Source organism: Streptomyces sp. NBC_01454 (assembly GCF_036227565.1).
Classification (GTDB): Bacteria; Actinomycetota; Actinomycetes; order Streptomycetales; family Streptomycetaceae; genus Streptomyces.
Genome location: NZ_CP109460.1, coordinates 928,354 through 950,096 on the forward strand (window position 1 = coordinate 928,354; position 21,743 = coordinate 950,096).

Consider the following 21,743-nt stretch of genomic DNA (forward strand, 5'->3'; position numbering starts at 1 on the left):
CCGTTTCCGCGCACGAGCCAATTCGTGAACGGATGCGTCCGGAGCGGACGTTGCTGCCGTCGATTGGTGGATGCCTGCGACAGTAGGGTTCCCGACCGAGGGGAAAAAGGCGCGTACGTGACAGCAATGGTGCGTTCGGCGATCAAAATGACAATAGGTAGATGAGCGTCACTCCCGCGGCCAGCAACGGCGCGCGCCGTTGTCCCGCGGTGTCCTCATCCGAGCCTGCCGGCTACGGCTGGTGGTAGAGGGTGGCGCTCCAGCCGGCCTTCCAGCCTCCGTCGCCGAACCGGAGGTTGACGGTGCACCTGCCGGTGTCGCCGTCGCAGTTCAGGCTGCCGGCCGGTACGGGGGCCACGAGCCTGCCGGCGGACCGGAGCGCCGGATGGAACACGGTCGCGGGCCAGCTCGCCCGCCAGCGCCCGTCACCGAACATCAGATGGGCCACGCAGGTGCCGTTGTCGCCGTCGCAGGAGAGGCTCGTCGCCGGTACGGGAGCGCGCGAGGCGGACCGGGCCGCCTCGTGGAAGATGGTCGCCCCCCACCTGGCCTTCCAATTGTTGTCGCCGTAGCGGAGGTTGGCCGTGCACTTGTAGGTGTCCCCGTCGCAGCTGAGCGCGGTCACCGGAACGGGGGCCGCGACGGCCGGGGCGGCCGGCCCGACTCCCAGAGTCGCGAGGGCAGCGCAGGTACCGAGGAGGGTGCGTCGCATGGCCGTGTCCTTCCGTCGTGGGCGCCCGGTGCGCCCGGTCCAGAGAAGGATCTGCTGATTCCGTCCGGCATCACGGCCGGCGCCACGAGCCTTCAGCAGAAGGTGTGAAGGCCCGGACCGGCAAGCGAACCCTGGTCCGCGCCGCCCGCGGAGAACGGTGGTGAACAGCGCGTTCGTGGTGAATGCGGGGAGTGCAGAGGGCGCATCGCACGGCCCGTGCGGCACCGTCAGCCCATGCCGCGGGCACGGTCCGGCGCGTCGGCGGCGGCGTCGGGGGGCGGTGCTTCCGCGGGTGTCCCGAGGAGGGTGCCGGGGTGGTCCGGGCGGGTAGGTAACCCGGTTCGGGTACGCCGCGTAGATCTGGAGCGACGCCCACTCCGGCGGAAGCGAATGCACCTTCCGCGGCAGCGTGGGCTGCAATGGGCGCTAACCGGATATGACTTCCGCGGCGCACACCCGTGACGGCAGCACCCGTGACAGCAGCGCTCAGCCGACCCCGTGCGGGGCCGGCTGAGTCTGTGGGTGCGGCGCCGGACGGGTCCGGGTGCCGGCTGGTTACGGGGCCATCTCGTACGCGCCGGCGAGCGCCGCGACGCGCTCCCAGACGCGCGCCGAGCGGGCCTCGTCGACGACCGGGCGCCGGACCGCGCCCAGTGCCCAGCGCTGCTGCTCCTGCGTGGCGGAGTCCTTGCCGTGCAGCTCGACGGCGTGCGCGGAGAAGTCACGGACGAGGACGGCGAACAGCTCGTCGAGCACCTCCTCGTCGAGCCCGGTCAGCCGCGCCTGCTCCAGGATCAGCTGGCCGTGGACGACCAGCGCGAACAGCTGGCCGATGGCCAGGAGGAGGTCGAGGTCGCGGCTCTGCTCCTCGTCGGGGGCGGCGGTGGTGATGAACTCGCAGAGGGCGTCGGCCTGTTCGCGCAGGCGGCCGACGTTGGGGACGGCGGCGTAGGCATCGTAGGCGGTGCGCCAGTCGTGGAAGCGGATACCGCTCAGGCCGCGGGCCGGGCCCTGCCGGAAGAGGAACGCGTCGTCCGCCGCGTCGAGGCGGGTGGGCACCGGCTCGTACTCGGCCGGGTTCAGCAGGTGGTTGCCCATGAACTTGAGGATCAGGGCGAGGTTGACGTGGACCGTGCCCTCCAGCTTCGGCAGGCCGCGGATCTCGGTGGCGGCCTGGGAGAAGTAGGTGTCCTTCTCGAAGCCCTTGGCCGCGATGACGTCCCACATCAGGTCGATGACCTTCTCGCCCTCGGTGGTCACCTTCATCTTCGTCATCGGGTTGAAGAGGAGGTAGCGGCGGTCGTCGGGGCCCGCGGAGCGGAAGTAGTCGACGGCGCGGTCGCTGAACAGCTTCATTCCGACGAGGCGGACGTAGGCGTCGGTCAGTTCGCGGCGCACATGCGGGAACGCGGTGACGGGCCGGCCGTAGAGGATGCGGTTCTGCGCATGGGTGACGGCCTCGTACATCGCGTGCTCGCAGATGCCGATCGCGCCCGTGCAGAGGTTGAACTTGCCGACGTTGACGGTGTTGAGGGCGGCGTCGAAGGCCGCGCGGCCGGTGTGCAGGATGTCGTCCGCGCCGACCGGGTAGTTGTCGAGCCGGAACTCGCTGACGTACTTCGAGGAGTCGACGACGTTCTTCACCAGGTGGTAGTCCGGGTGGCTGCTGTCGGCGGCGAAGAAGACATAGCCGTCGGGGCCCTCGATGTCGGTGCGGCGGCCGAAGACGGAGACGAGTCCGGCGGCGTTGCCGTTGCCGATGTAGTACTTGGAGCCGCTGGCGCGGAAGCCGCCGTCACCGTCCGGCTCCAGGAGCATGTCGGTGGAGTAGATGTCGGCGCCGTGCGCCTTCTCGGACAGGCCGAAGGCGAACACCTCGCCCTGTTCGAGGAGTTCGGCCGCGCGGGCGCGGACGGTGGCGTTGTCGCTCTGCCAGATCGGGCCGAGGCCCAGGATGGTGACCTGCCAGGCGTACCAGTAGTCGAGCCCGTAGAAGCCGAAGATCTCGTTGAGGGCGGCGATCCGGGCGGTGTCCCAGCGCTTGTCCTGCTGGCCGCCGGCGGCGGAGGCCGGGGTGAGGAAGGTGGCGAACAGCCCCTCCTTGGCGGAGAAGGCGAGGAAATCCGCCAGCCAGGCACGGGAGCGGTAGTCCTCGATCAGCCGGCGCTTGCCGCGGTCCTCGAACCAGTCGACGGTGGCGCGCAGCAGCCGGCGGGTCTCGGGGTCGAAGTGTGCGGGGTCATAGGTGCGCGGGTTGAACAGCAGCGGGTCGGCCATGGTGTTCGCCTTTCCGGTTCGTCGGGGAGAGGGAGGGTCAAGAAACGTGCGGGCGGTGCCGGTGAGCGGCCCGGGCAGGCGGGCGGCTCACCGGCACCGGGTTCCGTGCGCGGCGGCGAGCCGGCGGAGGGTGGCGAGCACGTCCTCCAGCCAGGCGATCGTCATCCGCTCGTACGCGATGCCGCCGCGCAGCACGACGTGCTGGAGTTCCTGTCCGGCATCGGGATCCTCGGGGGCATCGGGTCCGGTGAAGTCACGCCGCTCGCCCGCGAGATAGTGCGCGAGCCGGTCGGTGTGCTTGTGGTGGTGCCGCTCGACCTCGCGGATCAGGGCGGCCGGGTCGTCGAAGGCGGCACCGCGAATCTTCACCGCGAGGTCGTGCCGGACGCTCTCCGGTTCGATCGGCTCGTGCAGCCACTCGGCGAGGGCGGCCCGGCCGGGCGCGGCGACGGAGTACTCCTTCTTGTCCGGCCGGGCCTGCTGCGGCACCTCCCGGACATCGATCCAGCCGTCGCTCTCCATGCGCTTGAGAACGCGGTAGATCTGCTGGTGGGTGGCGGTCCAGAAGTAGCCGATGGACCGCTCGAACCGCCGGGCCAGCTCATAGCCGGAGCCCGGCTGCTCCAGCAGGGAGACGAGGATCGCGTGGTCGAGCGCCATACCCCGATCCTTCTATGCAACGAGTTGCATAAACAAGGGGCTCCGCGTGGGTGAGACACGGCTCACCCACGCGCCCGCGGCTTCCGCACGCCTCCCGGACGCGGCCGCGCCGCCCGCCGCACCGTGGGACGATGACGCCGAAGGGGAATCGGGGGAGGCAGCGGTGCAAGGCGGATGTTCTGGTGTGCCGGACGTGGGTGCCGCACCGTCGGGGCCCCCTCCCCCGCGATCACCGGTCCTCGCGGCGCACGGCGGACTGCTCGACCTGCGCGGACGGGCCGGTGCCCGGCCGGTGCCGTCGTCCCCGTTCACCCTGGCCTATCCGGCGAACGCCGTGGTGGTGGTGTCCGGCCTGCCCGGCAGCGGCAAGAGCACGCTGCTGCGCCGCGCCCCCGCACAGGCGACGGTCATCGACCCGCGGGCCGTCCACGTCGCCTGCGAAACGGTGATGCCCGACTGGCTGCCGTACGGCCTCTACCGGCCCTGGGCGCGGTGGAAGCACATCCGCTGGCTACACCGCGAACTGCGGGGTGACGGGCCGCTGTTGGTCCACGACTGCGGCAGCCGCCCCTGGGTGCGCCGCTGGATGGCCCGGGCGGCGGGGCGCCGGGGCCGCCCGCTGCATCTGGTCCTGCTGGACGTGGGCACGGCCGAAGCCCTGTCCGGCCAGGAGTCCCGCGGGCGGCGCGCACCGCGACGCGCGTTCGCGCGGCACCACCGGGGCCTGGACCGGCTCCTCGGCCGGCTGTCCCGGGCCGCTGCCGACGGCCCGCCCCCGGCCGCCGGCCCGCCCGCCGCCGCCGAGGCACCCGGGGCACCCGCGCACCGCGCGGCGCTGCCCGTTCCGCCCTGCGTGGCGGAGGCCGCCTCGGTGGTCCTGCTCGGCGGTCCGACCCGGGGGCTCGCGACATGGGAGTTCACCGGGGTGCCCCGGCCCGCACGGCCGGCCGGCGCCCGGTGACCCCACCCCTCCACCCCGGAACGTGAGTCACCGTCAGCACCTTGGGTGAACCGGTGGCACGTTGCGCATACGCGTGCCAACCTTCTGTAATCAGCCGGCGGTCCTGTCGCCGGCCGGGACAGGGGGATAAGCCGTGACGGAGCGTCCGTTGGGCATACAGGGGATCGAGGCCCTGTACGAAGAGTGCCGCACACGGGTACCGGACAACAAGACCGCGCCGGCGGGGCACGGGCTCCCCGCGATCGTCCTCGTCGGACCGCGCGGCAGTGGCAAGACCGCCACTCTGAAATGGCTCGGCTACCTCGGCTCGCGGCGCCCCCACGCGTACTTCGACTTCGACTCCGCCGCGCCCCGCCGCCCCCACGAGGTCGCCGGCCGCCTCGCCTACGGCCTGTCCCACCGCCTTCCCCGGCAGACCCCACTGCTCTTCCCGCGGCTGACACTGGGCCTGTTCGTGGTGGACCCCGAGCTGTTCCTGGACGCGACGGATCCCGAGCGGGCCAAGAAGCAGTTGCGCCAGGCGCTGCGCGGGCCCCGCGACCCCCACCCCGCGGCCGAGCGGGTGGTCGCGGTCGCCGGGCTGCTCCAGGACATCAACCTCGTCCGGATCCCCGGCATCAGCCTGCTGGCCAGCCTCATCCGGCAGCCGCCCAGCATGCCGCTGGGCGTGACCCGGCACACCGGATTCGCCTGGTACGCCGGCCCGCTGGCCGCGTTGGACGCGCTGGTCGAACTCAACCAGCTCAGCAAGAGCGAGGATCCCGCGGACCGGACCGCGGTGGACCGTCGGCTGTGCGAGGCGTTCCTGGCCGATCTGCGCGGCGAGTACGCCCGGCGTCAACGCGACCGCAACTGTGTGGTGTTGCTGGACAACATCGACGCTCCCGGCGGGCGGGAGTTCCTCGACCTGCTGATGGAGCTCCGGGACGCCGCCGGCGAACCCGATCCGCTGCTGGCCGTGGCCGGGGCCTCGAACGTCGGCCGGGTGCCGGGAATGTTCGCGATCGGGCCGGCGGGCGTGCAGCTCCGCTCCCCCGAACAGGCCGGCTACGCCGACTGGGAACGGTCCATCCCGGACCCGCCGCCGAATCGCTCCTGGCGCTGGTACTGCGTCCAGCTGCGCGGACTGACGGCCGGCGAGACCGCCCGGCTCGGCACGAACATCGTCACCCGGCTGCCGGACGCGCCGCTGCTGGCACACCAGTTGACCGACGGACATCCGTGGGGCGTGCGGCAGCTGCTGACCGCCTCGGCCCGCATCGCGGGCCGCGAGGGGCCGGAGGCGCTGTTGCGCGGGGTGCTCTCCCGCACCACACCGGCCACGGCGGACGCCGACGAAGGGCCGTCGCTGGAGGCCGCGGCGCGGGAGTATCTGCTCCGCGATCTGACCGACGACCAGTACCGTGCGCTCGTCGAGTGCTGTGCCGCCCGCGAGTTCGACGCGGCGTGCGACGCGGGCCTCCTCGACCGCTTCCCGCTGCACACCCGCGATTCGCTGGCCCGTGTGGTCGCGACCCGATTATTGCTGACCGACCCGGTCCCGCAGGATGCCGAGACCCGTGGCGGCCGCGGCTCGGGATATCTGGAGCGGGTCCACCCGCACCCGTTGCGGGGCGGCTCCGTGCTGCACCCGTGGCCGCGCCTGCTGCTGTTGCGGGAGCTGGCCGCCGTCCCGGACCGCTGGATGGCCGTCCACGGAACGCTGCGGACCTGGCACACCGAGCACGGCCACCCGCTGGAAGTGCTCTACCACTCACTGGCGCTGCACCGGGTGGACGAGGTCATCGAGCATCTCGCCCGGCGGCTGGCCGAACTCTCCGACACCGATGTCTGGCTGTACGAGCTGTACGCCATCACCGCCGCACCGCTGCGTGAACCGGTGCTGCCGGAGCAGTCCGCCACGCTGCGGGCGGAGCAGCTGGCCGCGGAGCTCGCGCCGCGCGCGTTCGCGGCGCACACCCCCCTGGCCCTGCTGGTGATCTCGCTGTGGCTGGCGTCCGATCCGCGCAATCGGCTGCCCGGTGCGCACCCCGAGCTCAACCGCACGATCAACGCGATGTTCCAGTACCTGGCCATGCGTTCCGTGCCCACCCGGGTCGGGCTCATGCACGAGGCCGCGAAGTACGTGTGAGCGCACCGGCGCATCCCCTCCCCTAGGAGTTGGCACCATGCATCTGACCCCGCAGCCCGCCGACGCGCTTCCCCCCTGGTGGAAGGGGTGGCAGGGCATCGGCGCCGTGGCGCTCGCCCTCGTCCTCATAGCCGGCGGCCTCTGGTACTTCTGGCCCGCCGAGGAGGACACCGGTTGCGCGACGGGCGTTCCGGGGCTGCACTGGGCCGGCCGGGGCGCGCAGCGTGAGTGCGTCGGTCTCATGGACGAAACGGCGTACTCCTTCGATCCGCGGCTCAAGGGGATCACCGACCGGATCGCGCAGGAGAACCGGAGGGTCCGTCAGCAGTGGGACAAGCCCGACAAGGGCAAGAGCCGCGTCCCGTACGTCAAGGTCGCCCTGCTGACGCCCATGACGGACAGCGACACCAGCGCGCTGCCCATGGCGGAGATCCTCACCAGCCTGGAAGGCTCCTTCATCGGGCAGTGCCGGGCGAACGGCTGCCCGCAGCTGTCCCCGGCCGGCTCCACCGGCATCCAGGGCAAGACCCCGCAGATCGAACTCGTCCTGGCCAACGAGGGCCGCAACGAGACCCATTGGCAGCCGGTGGTGAAACAGCTGTCCGCACTGGTCAACGGCGAACATCCGCTGGTCGCGGTCACGGGGATGGGTGTCAGCATCCCGGAGACCCAGGCGGCGGCCGACGCACTCAGCCGGCTGAAGATCCCCTCGATCGGCGCGGTCCTGACGGCCACCGACCTCAACGCGCCACGTCTGTTCAAGGTGTCCCCGTCCAACGTCGAATACGCCAAGGCACTCCGCCGCTTCCTGACCGGATCCCCGCTGGCGAAGCAGCGCGGCTACCTCGTCTTCGACAGCCGGGACGACAACTACGTCAAGACCATGCGCAAGGCGTTCGACGCCGAGTTCGGCGACTACATCGGCCGGCGGCGCGCCTCGTTCGTGGGTACGACGGGGCACAAACCCGCGGGCATCCCGAAGCTCTTCTACAACGCCGTCAACAACATCTGTCTGACCAAGGCACAGGTGATCTTCTACGCCGGCCGGGACCGCGATCTCGCCGACCTCGTCCGTGCCCTGTCCACCCGCAGCCAGTGCGGTCACGACAAGCAGATCACGATCATGACGGGGGCGACCGGCGCGTTCACCCAGGGATCGGCGGTGCGCGGACTGCTCAGGGCCAACAAGATCACCGTCCTCGATGTCTCGGCGACGAGCCCCGCCCAGTGGATCAGCGGCATCCACGCCCCGTCCGGCTTCCGGCCGTTCCTCCAGGCCCTGCGGGACCTGAAGTTCTCCGACGCGGTGCTGGACGACGGTTACGCGATCATGCATCACGACGCCCTGCTGACCGCGGTGTGGGCCACCCGCAATGTCACCGGCCAGACGGGCAAGGTGGCGCCCGACGTCCAGGATGTGTACAACGAACTCACCAACCTGCACGACGCGAGCACCGTCCCCGCGGCGAGCGGAGAGCTGAGCTTCGACGACGCCTCCCAGGGCTGGCCCCACAACAAGCCGGTCCCCGTGATCCAACTGCCCGATCCCCTCAAGCATCCCGCGCCGCCGTATCTGGTGCCGTGACCGCGAGGAGGAAGCCGGAGCCACCGGGGCTCCGTATGCAACCACCTCGCAACCTCATGGGGCGTTCACTGCAGTGGTGCCCCGTGGCGGCCCGGCGCCATGGTCCGGGCCGGCTTCGGGCCGGACCACCGCCGTCCACCAGGACACTGACCTCCGTAGGGGCCGGGCAGAGAGGGACCCACATGTACCGAACTCGGCGCAAGAAGCCGCTGGTCAGCGGCTTGACGATGACATCGGGCCGCTTCTGATGAGCGGTGACGAGCGGGAGATGACCGCTCCGGACGCACCGGCCGACACGGGCGTCGCGCGGATCGCGCTCTCCGCGGCCGCGACGGAGCTGCTGCGTCTGCTGCACGCCCGGCACGGCCCGCTGATGTTCCACCAGTCCGGCGGCTGCTGCGACGGCAGTGCCCCCATGTGCTACCCGGACGGAGAATTCCGTACGGGGTCGTCGGATGTGCTGCTGGGCCGGCTGTCCGTGGAGGGCGTGCCGGAGCCGGTGGAATTCTGGATGTCGGGCGACCAGTTCGCGCGCTGGCGGCACACGCATCTGACGGTGGACGTCGTACCGGGGCGGGGCAGCGGCTTCTCCCTGGAGGCACCCGAGGGTGTGCGCTTCCTGATCCGCTCGCGGCTGTTCACCGAGGAGGAACGGGCGCGTCTCGACGGCTGAGGCCGGCCCGTACGGGCGGATGGTCGGCGGGCCCGGGGAACATAGTGAGGCCCCACGCACGGGGGAGAGCGTGGGGCCTCACACAGATAAACGGGTGGGAGAGCGTTCGGGTTCCCGCACCGTGCAAAATGCGCGAGAAAATTTTTGAGCGCGGTGCGCAGGGCACGGTCGGCAGCCCCGGTGTGCGGCCTCACCGGTCAGCCGTCCCGCTGCACCAGGCGTTCCAGCATCGCGTGGAAGTCCGCGTCCGCCACCACCCGCAACCCGTCGCCGTCCGGTTCGCTCAGCGGGGTCATCACCCCCCGGCGCCACCAGAACACCCTGGGGCTGATGGCCCCCGCCGCATCCTCGTGACCGGCCGCCGCGAACTGCGCCATGGCCTGCAGGGCCGGAATGACCCGGGCGTCATGGATGCGGTGGAACGCCAGCTGGTGCCGGAAGGGCATGGCGACCAGCGCACCGTCCGGGGTGAGTCCGGTGCCCATGAGCCGCTGCACCAGCTCGTCCAGGACCAGCACGCGGCTCGCGGTGAAGAAGGAGTCGCCGAGCAGCACCTCGAACGCGGAGCCGTCGCCGCGCCGCACCGTCTCATGCCCCTCGACCGGCAGCGCCCGCAGATTGTTCATCGCCCGGATCCGGAGTTCGGCCACGTCCCCCAGGTCCGTCAGCGAGTCCTCGCTCAGCATCTGCACCGCCTCCGGCAGATCGAGGGCGAGCACCTCCCGCAGCCCCGGCGCCGGCGCCCGGCCGTACCGGAAGGAGTCCGAGGCGGGCAGCGTCTCCTGGGCGACGACACGGGGGTAGAGGCAGGCCCGGATCTCGTCCTCGCTGAGGATCTCCAGGGGCTGTGGTCCGTCCATCGTACGGAGCACCTTGCCGACGTGGTCCCGGATCAGCGCGGGCCAGCTGCGCTCCCCCCGCCGGTCGCGGTGGCACACCGCGGCGAGGTTGCCCAGGCCGAACTGCCGGCCCGCGGAATCGGTGACCACGCCCGCGTACGCGGTGACTTCGAGCCCCGCTTCCGCGAAGGCCTGCCGGACCTGTGCGCGGAAGAGCCCGCCCTCGCGCTCGGAGAAGAAGCTGAACTCCCCGTCGCGTGCCAGGTCGCGGGAATCCCGCTTCGGTCCTCGGCGGAACAGGCCCATCTCTTCCTCCCGGCAGCGGCCACGCACATCGGCCATGAATGGGCCGATCGTAACGGGTGCGGCGCCGGCCCCGTCGCCCCGCTGCCGGTGCTGTGCACCGCTGTGACCGGCGCGGGGAGACGGGGTGTCGGGGGCGGGAGGGGGAACGGGGAGGGAAGGGACGGCGGGGTCAGCCGCCGATGGTGACGTCGATGCAGGCGTAGAAGGCGTTCGCGGTGTCGGCGATGTTCCACACCGCGAGGATCTTCTGCCGTCCGGTGAGGCCGCCGAAGTCGACGGTGTGCGAGACCGTGTCGGACGGCCGCGCACCACCGTCGTTGAACTCGGCGACCTTCCGCCCGCCGGCGAAGTACTGCCAGGTGCTGGTGGCATGACGTGCGGTCAGCCGCCAGCTGAAGGTCTGGGAGCGGCCGATCGGAGTGACCTGCCACCCCTTGGCGTCGTCGTCGAGTTCGGCGAACCGGCTGTTGCCGCCGCTACAGCTGGTCAGCCCCTTGGGCCCTTCGACGCTCTGCGGCTCCCACTTGATCGCGCCGCACTCGATCGTGCCCGCCGCGCACTGCGCCTGGCGGCTGGGCGGTGCGGACACATAGCCGTGCGCACTTGCCGGGCCGACCGGCACGGTGACGACGAGCAGCGGGGCGATGCCCGCACCGAGGGCGAGGGCCAGCCTTCTTTTCTTGTGCATGTCAACCCTTTCGCGAGGGAGGCCGCCCACGCGAGAGCTGCGGACCCGGCGACGCCGACGACGCCGAACGCCCGTCCCGGGGGGCCTCATTGAGGGGGATGGATGACGCGAGGGTGCAGCAATTGGTCTAGACTTTACCGCGCGGCCAGGTGCGGTCAAGAGGTGTGCCGATGCGGGCAGCTGAGGGCGCCCGTTCGTCAACTCTTCGCTTCTGCACTGAATTTGACGAGGGATCAGATCTGACGTCTGACGCACCGACAGTACCGGCAGGAGCTTCGGCCTTCGCGCGGTCGGGCGTTCCCGGAGCCAGCCGCTCCCGTCAGCGGTCCGCGGTGGCGGAGGCCGGGACGCTGGAGCCCCGTACGACCAGCCGCGGGGCGAGCCGTACCGTGCGCCGCGGCCCCGGCCCGCCATCGGAAGGGCGCCGGCTCAGCAGGCGGGCGGCCTCGGCGGCCAGTTCACCGACCGGCTGGCGGACGGTGGTCAGCGCCGGGTCGGCGAGGCCCGCGAGCGGGATGTCGTCGAAGCCGGTGACGGCGACCTCCCCGGGGACGTCCGCGCCCAGCTGCCGCAGACGTTGCAGCGCCCCGGCCGCGATCAGGTCGTTGGCGCAGATCAGGGCATCCGGCCGGGAGGGCCAGACGCGGTCGGCGGCGGCCCGGCCCCACGCCACCGAGAAGTCGCCGAGCTCGACCCGCCCGGGGGCGGTGGGGTCCAGGGCCGCGGCTCCCGCCTCGTAGGCCGCGCGCCGTTCGACCGCCGCCGACGCGGTCCCGGCCGCCCCCACGAAGCAGGGGCGGCGCCGGCCGGTGGCCGCCAGATGATCGAGTACCAGCGCCATGCCGGCCGCGTTGTCGACGGCCACCGAGTCGGCGACGCCGGGGCCGCATCCGCGGTCGAGCAGCACCAGGGGCACCCGGTCGGCCGCGCTCGCCACCGCCTCGCGGCTGCGCCGCTCATCGACGGGTATCAGGAGCAGGGCGTCGACCCGCCGTCCGAGGAACGTGGCGATCCGGGCCGCTTCGGTGACCGGGTCGTCGTCACAGTCGGCGAGGAGTACGGCCCGGCCCTCGGCGTGCAGGGCGTGTTCCAGCTCCCGGACGAGGGAGGGGAAGAACGGGTTGGTGATCTGCGGCAGGACCAGCCCGACGGTGCCGGTGGTGCGGCTGCGCAGGGCGCGGGCCACCTCGTTGGGCCGGTAGCCCAGGCGCTCGGCCGCCGCGCGGACGGTGCGTGCGGTCTCGGCGCCGACCGGGCGGGTGCCGGCCAGGACGCGGGAGACCGTGGCGATGGAGCAGCCCGAGGCCAGCGCGACATCCCTCAACGTGACTTCGGCCACCGTCTCCGGCTCCCTTCGTCCGGCCCGCCCGAACCGGAGGGAGCATACGCCCCCTTGCCCATCCGGCAATCGTTGTCCCATGAGAGCGGGATCTCCTGGTCAACCAACCCTCCTTTCGTCCCGAAAACACCCGGAAGGCCAGAGATTGAACCATTGACAACCGGCAGGTCCATGGGTCAAGTTTCCGGAGAACGTTTTCCCATGCTGCTCGCTCGCCGGCTGACCACCCGCCCGGGCTCGCCATGGGGCGACCGCCGGACGCGCTGTGCGCCGGAGCCCGCGTCGGCCCGCACACACCACCACTCCGCGCTGCCTCTCCACGCAGCCGAGCAAGCAGAGCAAAGGGGCTCTTCCGTGGCCAGAAAGATCATCCTCGACTGCGACCCGGGGCATGACGATGCGATCGCCATGCTCCTGGCACACGGCAATCCCGACGTCGAGCTGGTCGCCGTGACGACCGTGGTCGGCAACCAGACGCTGGAGAAGGTGACCCGCAACGCCCTGTCCGTGGCGCGGATCGCCGGGATCACGGGGGTGCCCTTCGCCGCCGGCTGTCCGCGTCCGCTGGTGCGGGCCATCGAGACGGCGCCGGACATCCACGGCGAGACCGGGCTGGACGGCCCGGACCTGCCCGAGCCGGCCTTCGCGCTGGACCACCGGCACGCGGTGGACCTGATCATCGACACGGTGATGTCCCACGAGCCCGGCGAGATCACCCTCGTGCCGACCGCCGGCCTGACCAACATCGCGCTGGCCGTGCGCAAGGAGCCGCGGATCGCCGAGCGGGTCCGCGAGGTCGTGCTGATGGGCGGCGGCTACCACGAGGGCAACTGGAGCGCGGTCGCCGAGTTCAACATCATCATCGACCCCGAGGCCGCGCACATCGTCTTCAACGAGCGCTGGCCGGTCACCATGGTCGGGCTCGATCTGACCCATCAGGCGCTGGCGACGCCCGAGGTCGACGCCAGGATCGCCGCGGTCGGCACCGGCCCGGCCAGGTTCGTCGGGGAACTCCTGGACTTCTTCCGCGAGGCCTACCGCGAGAACCAGGGCTTCGCGTACCCGCCGGTGCACGACCCGTGCGCCGTCGCCTATGTCATCGACCCCGATGTGATGACCGTGCGCAAGGCCCCGGTGGACATCGAGCTGCGCGGCGCGCTCACGGTCGGGATGACCGTGACGGACTTCCGCGCACCGGCCCCGCCCGACTGCACCACCCAGGTCGCGGTCACCCTCGACCACGAGCGGTTCTGGAACCTCGTCGTGGACGCGCTCGAGCGGATCGGTGACGTCGCGGCATGAGCGTCTCCACTTCCTCGCGCCCCGTCGGGGCACCGGCCGGCGGCTCCGGCGTCCGCATCGGTGTGCTGGTCACCGCGCTGCTCGCGGCCTGCTTCGCCTTCCAGCTCAACGCCAGCATGCTCAGCCCCGCGCTGAAGCACATCGAGGACTCCCTCGGCGCCAGCTCGGCGGAGATCGGCCTGACCCAGACCGCGTTCTTCACCTCGGCGGCGCTGTTCTCGCTGTTCCTGCCGCGGCTGGGCGATGTCATCGGCCGCCGCCGGGTGCTGACCGGCATGCTCGGCCTGATGGTCGTCGGATGTGTCGTCGCGGCGCTGGCGACCAGCGTGCCGATGCTGTTCGCCGGGCGCGTGATCCAGGGCATCAGCGGTCCGGTCGTCCCGCTGTGTCTGATCATGCTGCGGGTGGAGGTGCGGGAGCCCAAGCGCTACGGCACCCTGCTCGGCGTGATCACCGCGGTCAACGGCGGTATCGCCGGTGTCGACTCCCTCGCCGGCGGCTACCTCGCCGACCGTCACGGCTTCGGCTCGGTCTTCTGGGCGATGGCGGTGGTCGCGGCCGTCGCCGCCGTCCTGGTCGCCACGCTCACCCCGGAGTCCAAGGCAGCCGTCGCCGGCCGGATGGACTGGCCCGGTGTCGCGCTGCTCGTGCTCTCGGTCGGCTCGCTGCTCACCGCGCTCAACGAGGCGGGCAAGCTCGCCGCCGCCAACTGGCCGCTGATCGCCGCCCTTCTCGTGGTCGCCGCGGCCGCGTTCGCCCTGTTCTGGCGGACCGAGAACCGCAGCGGGCACCCGCTGGTCGCCACCCGGCACCTCAAGCAGCGGGCGACCTGGGCGACCCTGCTGACCACCGTGCTCACCATGACCGGCGTCTTCGCCGTCATGAACGGTCTGATCCCGGCCTTCGCCCAGGACGCGCAGGCCGGCCTCGGGATGAGCGCGGAGCAGTCCGCCTGGTGGACGCTGTCCCCGTACGCGCTCGCCGGACTGGCCATGGGTCCGCTGGCCGGGCGGCTCGCCGCCACCTTCGGCTACGGCCGGGTGCTGCGGCTGGGACTGGCCGGTTCGGCGGCCACGGTCGTGCTGATGCTGCTCACGATGCACAGCCACTCGCAGCTCCTGCTGGTGGCGACGTCCGTCATGGTGGGCATCGCCTACGCGGGCGTGGCGAACATCGTCCTCAACGGGCTGGGCATCGTCCTCTCCCCCGGCGAGAACCCGGGCTTTCTGCCCGGCCTGAACGCGGGTGCCTTCAACCTCGGCGCGGGGCTGAGCTTCGCGGTGCTCTACGCGGTCAAGACGGCGGCCACCCCGGCGGACCCGGCGTCGTCCGGGGGCTACACCGCCGGCATGATCGCGGGGGTGGTCATCCTGGCGGCGGCCATTGCCACGTCGTTCCTGATCCCGAAGCCGGTGGCGGCCGAGGCACAGGGCTGAGGCCACCGATCCACCGTCATGCGGCCGCCCGCCGACCGGAGTCCGGTCGGCGGGCGGCCGCATGAGGTGCCCCCGCGCCGCGTCCGTTCAGCGCAGGATGGCGCCGAGCCCCCCGGCCGGTGCCCGCTCGGGGTCCAGGACCACCACGATGTCGGCGCCGTGCGCGGCCGCCGACCGCACCAGGGCGTCATCCGCCCGTGCGGCGGCCGGACGCAGCTCGCCCAGCTGGGGCAACTCCATTCCCCGGACGGCGAGTTGGTCGGCATCGGAGCCCACCCAGACCTGCCGGGCGCTGTCCGCGCCGTGCGGGCTGACCAGCAGGGTGTCGATCCGGTGTTCCCGCGCCGCCTCGACCAGGGCGGGGATACCGGCCGCCGAGTGCGGGACGTCCTTGCGGCCGGGGCCGGCGCCCGCGCGGTAGCGGTCCGCCACCTGCGCGATATGGGCACTCTCCTGGGCGGCCCTGACCTGGGCGATGTCGCGCTCCACCAGATCGCTCTCGGCATCGGGCGTCCGGCCGCCGTGCTCGCTCTCGTAGGTCAGGGCGCGCAGCGGCTCGGGCAGTGCGCCGTGCACCAGCCGCCGTTCGTGCTCCTCACCGATCAGGACGACGGCCTCGGCGCCACTGCTCTCGAACTCCCTGCGCACCGTGTCGGCGATCTCCTCGGCGCGCTGTTCGCCGTGGTCCACGGCGGTGCAAAAGTGCCGTGCGGGCCGTTCCCCGGGGGCGCTCCCGTCGGCGGAGGCGGCCCGTTCGCCGAGTACGGCGAAGTCCGCTCCCGCCCGGCCCAGGCGGACCACGAGGCAGACGGGGTCGTCGCCGATCGCCGCCAGCAAGGGGGTGACTCTGGGCACCGGCCCCCATGCCGCGAAGGGGACGGCAGGGGGGCCGGGGAGCGGGGTGTCGAGGACGAGGGCTCCGTGGGCGGCGAACAGCGCCCGCCCGGCGTGCGCCCCGGGGTCGCCGCGGCGGGTGAGCAGGGCCTCGTGCACCGCACCACAGGTGGCCTCATCCGCGCCGAGGGCGAACAACTGCGCCGTGGTGGCCGTCGCCGTCAACTCCAGTTGTCTTCCGGCGTCCTCCGTGCCGTACGAGACATCGGCATAGACGGACGCCCAGGGGCCGGGCCGGTCGATGACCGGTTGCAGGAGCGAGAGTCGCATGGCGCTGCCTCCTTGGCTTCCTCGGATTCCGCGGATTCTCCTGTGGGGTGCGATGGGTGCGATGGGTGCGATTTTCCCCGTGGGGTGCGGTGCGCGCTCGTCGCGCCGCGGTGGCCGGCGTCCGTGCCTGCCCGGCAGTCTCCGGAAGGCAGCCGTCGCCGGTAAGCAGCCGACTGTCCTACGAATTCCCGTTCCGGAAAGGCGTATGCATGCGGGCATATGCGTCTGCCCTCACACTCCGTGCCCGTTCACGCTCTTTTCGTGTGCATGGTTGAAACGAGGGCTGCCGGGTTGTTAGGGCTGGGGGACCAGGGAAACTGGGAGGAACACGTCGGGTCGGTACGACCCGTAGAGCCGGAGGCACCCATGGTCATGGAACACGGAACGGACAAGACCGGCCCCGCCCGGGACGACGTGATGAAGCGGCAACTGCGGGGGCAATTGACGTCCGAGCGCTCCCTGTGGCTGGAGGAGGAGCACGAACTCCAGCCGGCCGGCGAGGACCAGCCGGTGGCGGCGTGGTCGCCCGAGAGCGACTTCCGGGGCGGCACACCGAGGGGGATGACCGAGGAGGACGTCGGGCTGCGCTCCGAACTCGCCCGGCACCTCGGGCGCAGCCTGTACCCCGCCGACCGGAACGCGGTGATCGAGACCCTCCGGCGCAACAACGCCCCGGACCGGCTGGTCACGATGGCCGAGCGGCTGCCCGCACACGAGCGGTTCGGCAATGTGCAGAGCATCGCGGAGGCCGTCGGGATCCACACGGAACACCAGCGTTCCTGAGCTCCGGCCCCGCTCCGCCTCCTGGCGCTGCCGCGCGGCGCCAGGAGGCGGACAATTGGTGGTACGGCACCTGCCGCACCCCGCGGCCGGGCACGTGGACGGGAAGAGGGAGGGCGGTTATGTCCGACGAGACGATGGGCGATGAGGTCTACCAGCCGCCCAGGTCCGATCCCCGGGACAACCCCAACGAACTCGACATGGAAGACGCCCTGGACGAGCCGGACCTCGATGCGACCCTGGACACCGGCTATTCGCCCCCGGAGCGGCCCTTCGTGGTGAATCACGAGGGAACCACCGCACGGGAGCTGCACGACCGCGAGACGCTCGACCACCGGCTGTCGGTGGAGGTGCCGGAAGTGTGCGCACCGGACGGCGACGGGATCGGTGACCTGCCCGACGGGGTGGGGGAACCGACGGATCTCGAATGCGGCGAGGAACGGGCCGGCCGGCTGGTGGGCTCCGACGAGGGATTCTGGCGCGGCGGCAGCAATGACATCGCCGCCCGCGACGTGGGCATCGACGGCGGGGCCGCCTCGGCGGAGGAGGCGGCGGTGCATATCGCCCGGGACAATGCGGGGGACGGGGACCGCGAGAGGTAGCGCCGGCAGGACGCGGGGCCGGGTGCGTGCCGGCAGCCGTCGGCGCACCGCCGAGGCTCCGTTCCCGTCAGAAGGAGAAGAGCGGCATCCATGTGTACCCGGCCGCACGCGGGATAGCCGACAAGGCATCGACCCCGCCGGAGCGGCTACGCGGATCGCCGCGCGCACAAGGCCCCGGCGGTCACCCGGCGCACCATGCGCACCCTCCTCGACCGCAGGAGCCCACGTGAAGCGACGTCGCCCTCGGATCGTGATCGTAGGAGCCGGATTCGCCGGCTACGAGTGTGCCCGCACGCTCTCCCGGCAGGCCAAAGGAGCCGCCGAGATCGTGCTCCTCAACCCGAATGACTACTTTCTGTATGTGCCGCTGCTGCCGGAAGTGGCGACCGGGATCCTGGAACCCCGCCGGATCTCGGTCTCGCTCACCGGCACCCTCCCGGGCGTCCGCCTCGTCCTGGGAGCCGCCCATGACCTGGACCTCGACGCCCGTCAGGTGCACTACACCGACCCCGAGGACCACAAGGGCACCCTGTCCTACGACCGGCTGGTCCTGACCGTCGGCAGCGTCAACAAGCTGCTGCCCGTGCCCGGCGTCGCCGAGCACGCCCACGGCTTCCGCGGGATGCCCGAAGCGCTGTTCCTCCGCGATCACCTCACCCGGCAGACGGAACTGGCCGGCGCGGCCGAGGACCCGGCCGAGCGGTCCGCCCGCACCACCTTCGTGGTGGTGGGCGCTGGCTACACCGGTACCGAAGTCACCGCCCAGGGCGTGCGGTTCACCGATGCGCTGGCCCGCCAGAACACCGGGCTGCGGCACGGCCCCCGCCCCCGCTGGCTGCTGCTGGACATCGCCGACCGGCTGCTCCCGGAGCTCGACGAGCGGCTGTCGCGCACTGCCGAGCGGGTGCTGCGCGCCCGTGGCGTCGACGTCCGCACCGGCACCTCCGTCAAGGAGGCGACCTCGGACGGAGTGCTGCTCGACGACGGCGAGTTCGTCGCCACCCGTTCCCTGCTGTGGTGTGTGGGTGTGCGGCCCGACCCCCTGGTCGACTCGCTGGGGCTGCCCACCGACAAGGGGCGGCTGTGCGTCGACGCATTCCTGAACGTGCCCGGCCGGCCGGAGGTGTTCGCCTGCGGTGATGCCGCGGCCGTCCCGGACCTGACCCGGCCCGGTGAGGTGACGCCGATGACGGCCCAGCACGCCCAGCGGCAGGGCAAGGCCGCCGCGCGCAATGTGGCGGCGTCCTGCGGCCGGGGCACGCCCCGCGCCTACCGGCACCACGATCTGGGCTTCATGGTCGACCTGGGCGGGATCCAGGCCGCGGCCAACCCCCTGCACATCCCGCTCTCCGGCCCGCTCGCCGGCCTGGTCACCCGCGGCTACCACCTGATGGCGATGCCGGACAACCGCGTGCGGGTGGCCACCGACTGGCTCCTGGACGCGGTGCTGCCGCGGCAGGGCGTCCAGCTGGGTCTGGTCAGCTCCTGGTCGGTACCGCTGGACACCGAATCCCCCGAGGTGGCCCGCCTACCGGGACCGGGGGCGTGAGGGGCGGGCACACCAGCACGGTCGCCGTCCGGCCGGGCCGGCGCCTCGCCCCCGCGAGGTTCCGGCCCGGCCGGACGGCTACTGGCCGGACGGCTACTGCACCCGGTCCGGCGTTTCCTCTTCCTCGTCGGGCAGCCGCACGTCGCTGACCGCGATGTTGACCTCCACGACTTCGAGTCCGGTCATCCGCTCCACCGCGGAAATGACGTTCTCGCGCACGGCCTTGGCCACCTGGGGGATGACCTCGCCGTACTCGACGACGATGTCCAGATCCACCGCCGTCTGCTTCTCGCCCACTTCGACCTTCACGCCGTGCGTGGTGGTCGTCCCGCCGCCGGGTACGCGCTTGCGCAGGGCGCCCACCGAGCGCGAGAGCCCGCTGCCCAGGGCGTGCACCCCTGCCACGTCACCGGCCGCCAGGTAGGCGATCTTCTCGACCACGCCGTCGGCGATGGTCGTCCGCCCCAGGTCACCGGTGTTCCGCGGCCGGCGCTCTGCGAACTCGGTCATTGCCCATCACCCCTTGTGATTGCGGGGAAGCTTCGGCCCGTCTCTTCACGCTATGGCCGGACGGGTGACGCTGCCTCCTGAAGCGGGCGGCGGCTGTCGCTGCGGGCCCGGCGCGGCGTGATCGCCCCCTTTGCCGGTCAGGCAAAGAGCTTTGCCCACGCAATCGCCATCGCCATCGCCATCGCCATCGCCACCGTCTGCGTCTGCGTCTGCGTCTGCGTCTGCGTCTGCGTCTGCGTCTGCGTCTGCGCGCGGTATACCGGGGCGCCCGCCCGGCAGGCGCACCCCTCCCCCGCCGGCGCCCGTGTCCGGCACGGGCCGTCCCGGGGCCGGGCCGCGCACGTCGGCCCGCGTCTCAAGTCGTGGTCACCCAGGAGGAGTTGGCGCTCCACAGGGCCATTCCACGGTAGGGTCCTGAACCCCGCACCCGCCCCGGGCCTGCGGGGACGGCGAAACGGCGATTGCCACGGACATCTGCCAAAGGGGTGCCGCTCCCGGCGGTGGATCCGTATCGTCTGCTCGCGCCGGAGCCTTCCCGCCCCGGGACTTCCTCGTGGGATCCCCCATCGGGGGCCCGTGCACGACATGGCAGCGCCTGCATCGAGGGAGCAGTGGTGACACACCTGATCGTACCGGTCATGATCACATTTGGGATATTCCTGCTCGCCATGGTGGCGGTGGGCTTCTGGACGTATCAGGACACCTTGACGTTCTCCGATTTCGCGCTGGGCGGGCGCCGTTTGAGCGCCACGGTCGCGGCGCTGTCCGCCGGGGCCAGCGATATGTCCGGCTGGCTGTTCCTGGGCCTGCCGGGTGCCGTGTACGCGGCCGGCATCGGCGCGACGTGGATAGCCGTCGGTCTGGCCCTCGGCACGTATCTCAACTGGCTGCTGGTCGCCCCGAGGCTGCGGACGTACACCGAGCTGGCCGGGGACGCCAAGACACTGTCGGCCTATCTGGAGGAGCGGTTCGAGGACGGCAGCCGGATGCTGCGGCTGCTCTCGGCGACCGTCACCGTGGTGTTCTTCACCGTCTATGTGGCGAGCGGTCTCCTGGCCGGAGGGGTGCTGTTCGAGAGCATCTTCGGCGGCGGCTTCGAATTCGCGCTCACCGTCTTCGCCGTGGTGATCGTCGTCTACACCGTCCTGGGCGGTTTCCGGGCGGTGAGCCTGACGCACTCGGTGCAGGCCACGGTGATGTTCGGCGCGGCGGTGGCCCTCCCGGCGATCGGCGTCGGGCTGCTGGGCGGGTTCGGTGCGCTGCACGGGCTGCTCACGCACAAGAGCGCCGCACTGCTGGACATGGGGGCCAAGGCCGGTTTCGACGGCAGCCGTTGGACGTCCGGGCACCCGCTCGGCATCGTGGCGGTCATCTCCCTGCTCGCCTGGGGCCTGGGCTATTTCGGCCAGCCCCACATCCTGGTCCGCTTCATGAGCATCCGCAGCACCCGCGAGATCCCCAAGGCCCGCCGGATCGGCGTGAGTTGGGTGGTCGTCTGTCTGGCCGGGGCCTCGCTCGTGGGCCTGGTGGGGATCGCCGCGCTCGACCAGCCGCTGGAGAATCCCGAGACGGTCTTCATCGCGCTCTGCACCCAGCTGGTCAATCCCTGGATCGCCGGACTCCTGCTGCTGGGCGTACTCGCCGCGATCAAGTCCACCGCGGACAGCCAGCTGCTGGTCTCGGCGATGGCGCTCACCGAGGACTTCTTCCGGGCGTTCGTCAGACGGCAGGCCTCGGACGCGGCGCTGGTGCTGACGGCCCGCGCGACCGTGGTGGCCGTCGCCGTGGTCGCCTACGTCATCGCGCTCAGCGGCGGCGCCGTGCTGGACATCGTCGCGTACGCCTGGGCGGGATTCGGCGCCGCCTTCGGCCCGGTGATCCTGCTGTCGCTGTACTGGCCGCGGATGACGCGGGCCGGGGCGATGGCGGGCATCGTGACGGGGGCGGTCACCGTCGTCCTGTGGAAGCAGATCGACCCGCTCCTCGGGCCGCTGCAGTCGGGGATCTACGAGATGGTGCCCGGGGTGCTCGCGGCCACCGCGGCGGCGCTGCTCTTCGGGAAGTTCGTCGGCCGTCCGCCGCGACGCGTCTGGTCGGGCTCCATGGAGCGGCAGAACGCCACGGCGGTGCCGGTCGGCTGAGCCCGCGGGGGCGGCCCGGCCCGGCAGGTGGACCGGGCGGGGCCCGTGCCGGGGTGCGCGGCGCACCGGTCGTTTCGCGTCAGGAAGG

The 21,743-nt window shown here is 71.8% G+C and carries 18 protein-coding genes; 10 read left to right on the forward strand and 8 right to left on the reverse strand.

Features of this window, described 5'->3' with window-relative positions:
- Positions 1-232: 232 nt before the first annotated feature.
- The 3 genes from OIU81_RS03980 to OIU81_RS03990 all read right to left on the reverse strand — a co-directional run bounded on the left by OIU81_RS03980 (position 233) and on the right by OIU81_RS03990 (position 3,649).
- Positions 233-712: a hypothetical protein gene (locus OIU81_RS03980; protein ID WP_329143871.1), complete on the reverse strand. Its 480-nt coding sequence runs from the start codon at positions 710-712 to the stop codon at positions 233-235.
- A gap of 555 nt (positions 713-1,267) precedes the next feature.
- On the reverse strand, positions 1,268-2,989 hold the full coding sequence (locus OIU81_RS03985) for an acyl-CoA dehydrogenase family protein (RefSeq protein ID WP_329143873.1): 1,722 nt from the start codon (positions 2,987-2,989) through the stop codon (positions 1,268-1,270).
- An 87-nt stretch (positions 2,990-3,076) separates the two neighbouring features.
- Positions 3,077-3,649 carry a PadR family transcriptional regulator gene (locus tag OIU81_RS03990; RefSeq protein WP_329143876.1) on the reverse strand — a complete coding sequence of 191 codons (573 nt, stop codon included), beginning with the start codon at positions 3,647-3,649 and terminating at the stop codon, positions 3,077-3,079.
- Between the two features lie 193 nt (positions 3,650-3,842).
- Between OIU81_RS03990 and OIU81_RS03995 the strand changes: the two genes are divergently transcribed.
- From OIU81_RS03995 to OIU81_RS04010, 4 genes are all read left to right on the forward strand, one after another.
- Positions 3,843-4,610: an AAA family ATPase gene (locus OIU81_RS03995; RefSeq protein ID WP_329143878.1), complete on the forward strand. Its 768-nt coding sequence runs from the start codon at positions 3,843-3,845 to the stop codon at positions 4,608-4,610.
- A 133-nt stretch (positions 4,611-4,743) separates the two neighbouring features.
- Positions 4,744-6,741 (forward strand): hypothetical protein, encoded by a 1,998-nt coding sequence (locus tag OIU81_RS04000; protein ID WP_329143879.1) that lies wholly within the window; start codon positions 4,744-4,746, stop codon positions 6,739-6,741.
- A gap of 37 nt (positions 6,742-6,778) precedes the next feature.
- Entirely contained in the window at positions 6,779-8,326 is a 1,548-nt protein-coding gene (locus tag OIU81_RS04005) for an ABC transporter substrate-binding protein (protein ID WP_329143881.1), read from the forward strand.
- 268 nt (positions 8,327-8,594) lie between these two features.
- Positions 8,595-8,999: a DUF779 domain-containing protein gene (locus OIU81_RS04010; protein ID WP_329330879.1), complete on the forward strand. Its 405-nt coding sequence runs from the start codon at positions 8,595-8,597 to the stop codon at positions 8,997-8,999.
- Positions 9,000-9,196: 197 nt separating this feature from the next.
- Here OIU81_RS04010 and OIU81_RS04015 read toward each other — a convergent pair whose 3' ends face one another.
- The 3 genes from OIU81_RS04015 to OIU81_RS04025 form a co-directional block, all read right to left on the reverse strand.
- Entirely contained in the window at positions 9,197-10,144 is a 948-nt protein-coding gene (locus tag OIU81_RS04015; RefSeq protein ID WP_329154873.1) for a hypothetical protein, read from the reverse strand.
- Positions 10,145-10,313: 169 nt separating this feature from the next.
- Entirely contained in the window at positions 10,314-10,832 is a 519-nt protein-coding gene (locus OIU81_RS04020) for a lytic polysaccharide monooxygenase auxiliary activity family 9 protein (RefSeq protein ID WP_329143885.1), read from the reverse strand.
- Positions 10,833-11,151: 319 nt separating this feature from the next.
- Positions 11,152-12,171: a LacI family DNA-binding transcriptional regulator gene (locus OIU81_RS04025; protein WP_329143887.1), complete on the reverse strand. Its 1,020-nt coding sequence runs from the start codon at positions 12,169-12,171 to the stop codon at positions 11,152-11,154.
- Between the two features lie 354 nt (positions 12,172-12,525).
- Between OIU81_RS04025 and uriH the strand changes: the two genes are divergently transcribed.
- Positions 12,526-13,473 carry a uridine-preferring nucleoside hydrolase UriH gene (gene uriH, locus OIU81_RS04030; protein ID WP_329143889.1) on the forward strand — a complete coding sequence of 316 codons (948 nt, stop codon included), beginning with the start codon at positions 12,526-12,528 and terminating at the stop codon, positions 13,471-13,473.
- Entirely contained in the window at positions 13,470-14,909 is a 1,440-nt protein-coding gene (gene uriT, locus OIU81_RS04035; protein ID WP_329143891.1) for a uridine transporter UriT, read from the forward strand. The genes uriH and uriT overlap by 4 nt, the downstream gene beginning before the upstream one ends.
- An 87-nt stretch (positions 14,910-14,996) precedes the next feature.
- Here the strand turns inward: uriT and OIU81_RS04040 are convergent, their stop codons facing one another.
- Complete coding sequence (locus OIU81_RS04040; protein ID WP_329143893.1) at positions 14,997-16,073, reverse strand: baeRF2 domain-containing protein; 1,077 nt, start codon at positions 16,071-16,073, stop codon at positions 14,997-14,999.
- 366 nt (positions 16,074-16,439) lie between these two features.
- Between OIU81_RS04040 and OIU81_RS04045 the strand changes: the two genes are divergently transcribed.
- The 3 genes from OIU81_RS04045 to OIU81_RS04055 all read left to right on the forward strand — a co-directional run bounded on the left by OIU81_RS04045 (position 16,440) and on the right by OIU81_RS04055 (position 19,004).
- Positions 16,440-16,856 carry a DUF2795 domain-containing protein gene (locus OIU81_RS04045; RefSeq protein WP_329143895.1) on the forward strand — a complete coding sequence of 139 codons (417 nt, stop codon included), beginning with the start codon at positions 16,440-16,442 and terminating at the stop codon, positions 16,854-16,856.
- 119 nt (positions 16,857-16,975) lie between these two features.
- Positions 16,976-17,455 carry a DUF5709 domain-containing protein gene (locus OIU81_RS04050; RefSeq protein WP_329143897.1) on the forward strand — a complete coding sequence of 160 codons (480 nt, stop codon included), beginning with the start codon at positions 16,976-16,978 and terminating at the stop codon, positions 17,453-17,455.
- Between the two features lie 250 nt (positions 17,456-17,705).
- Positions 17,706-19,004 (forward strand): NAD(P)/FAD-dependent oxidoreductase, encoded by a 1,299-nt coding sequence (locus OIU81_RS04055; RefSeq protein ID WP_329154874.1) that lies wholly within the window; start codon positions 17,706-17,708, stop codon positions 19,002-19,004.
- Positions 19,005-19,097: 93 nt separating this feature from the next.
- Here the strand turns inward: OIU81_RS04055 and OIU81_RS04060 are convergent, their stop codons facing one another.
- On the reverse strand, positions 19,098-19,514 hold the full coding sequence (locus OIU81_RS04060; protein ID WP_329143899.1) for an Asp23/Gls24 family envelope stress response protein: 417 nt from the start codon (positions 19,512-19,514) through the stop codon (positions 19,098-19,100).
- A gap of 638 nt (positions 19,515-20,152) precedes the next feature.
- Here OIU81_RS04060 and putP point away from each other — a divergent pair.
- A complete protein-coding gene (gene putP / locus OIU81_RS04065) occupies positions 20,153-21,655 on the forward strand; it encodes a sodium/proline symporter PutP (protein ID WP_329143901.1) in 1,503 nt (500 codons plus the stop codon).
- Positions 21,656-21,743: the final 88 nt, after the last annotated feature.

What these genes read in the sequence shown, in the direction of transcription:
- OIU81_RS03985 (WP_329143873.1), bottom strand. Translation starts at nt 2,989, where the DNA reads ATGGCCGACCCGCTGCTGTTCAACCCGCGCACCTATGACCCCGCACAC.
- putP (WP_329143901.1), top strand. Translation starts at nt 20,153, where the DNA reads ATGATCACATTTGGGATATTCCTGCTCGCCATGGTGGCGGTGGGCTTC.
- OIU81_RS04045 (WP_329143895.1), top strand. Translation starts at nt 16,440, where the DNA reads ATGGTCATGGAACACGGAACGGACAAGACCGGCCCCGCCCGGGACGAC.
- OIU81_RS04005 (WP_329143881.1), top strand. Translation starts at nt 6,779, where the DNA reads ATGCATCTGACCCCGCAGCCCGCCGACGCGCTTCCCCCCTGGTGGAAG.
- OIU81_RS04060 (WP_329143899.1), bottom strand. Translation starts at nt 19,514, where the DNA reads ATGACCGAGTTCGCAGAGCGCCGGCCGCGGAACACCGGTGACCTGGGG.
- OIU81_RS04020 (WP_329143885.1), bottom strand. Translation starts at nt 10,832, where the DNA reads ATGCACAAGAAAAGAAGGCTGGCCCTCGCCCTCGGTGCGGGCATCGCC.
- OIU81_RS04015 (WP_329154873.1), bottom strand. Translation starts at nt 10,144, where the DNA reads ATGGGCCTGTTCCGCCGAGGACCGAAGCGGGATTCCCGCGACCTGGCA.
- uriT (WP_329143891.1), top strand. Translation starts at nt 13,470, where the DNA reads ATGAGCGTCTCCACTTCCTCGCGCCCCGTCGGGGCACCGGCCGGCGGC.
- OIU81_RS04040 (WP_329143893.1), bottom strand. Translation starts at nt 16,073, where the DNA reads ATGCGACTCTCGCTCCTGCAACCGGTCATCGACCGGCCCGGCCCCTGG.
- OIU81_RS04050 (WP_329143897.1), top strand. Translation starts at nt 16,976, where the DNA reads ATGTCCGACGAGACGATGGGCGATGAGGTCTACCAGCCGCCCAGGTCC.
- OIU81_RS03990 (WP_329143876.1), bottom strand. Translation starts at nt 3,649, where the DNA reads ATGGCGCTCGACCACGCGATCCTCGTCTCCCTGCTGGAGCAGCCGGGC.
- OIU81_RS04010 (WP_329330879.1), top strand. Translation starts at nt 8,595, where the DNA reads ATGACCGCTCCGGACGCACCGGCCGACACGGGCGTCGCGCGGATCGCG.
- OIU81_RS03980 (WP_329143871.1), bottom strand. Translation starts at nt 712, where the DNA reads ATGCGACGCACCCTCCTCGGTACCTGCGCTGCCCTCGCGACTCTGGGA.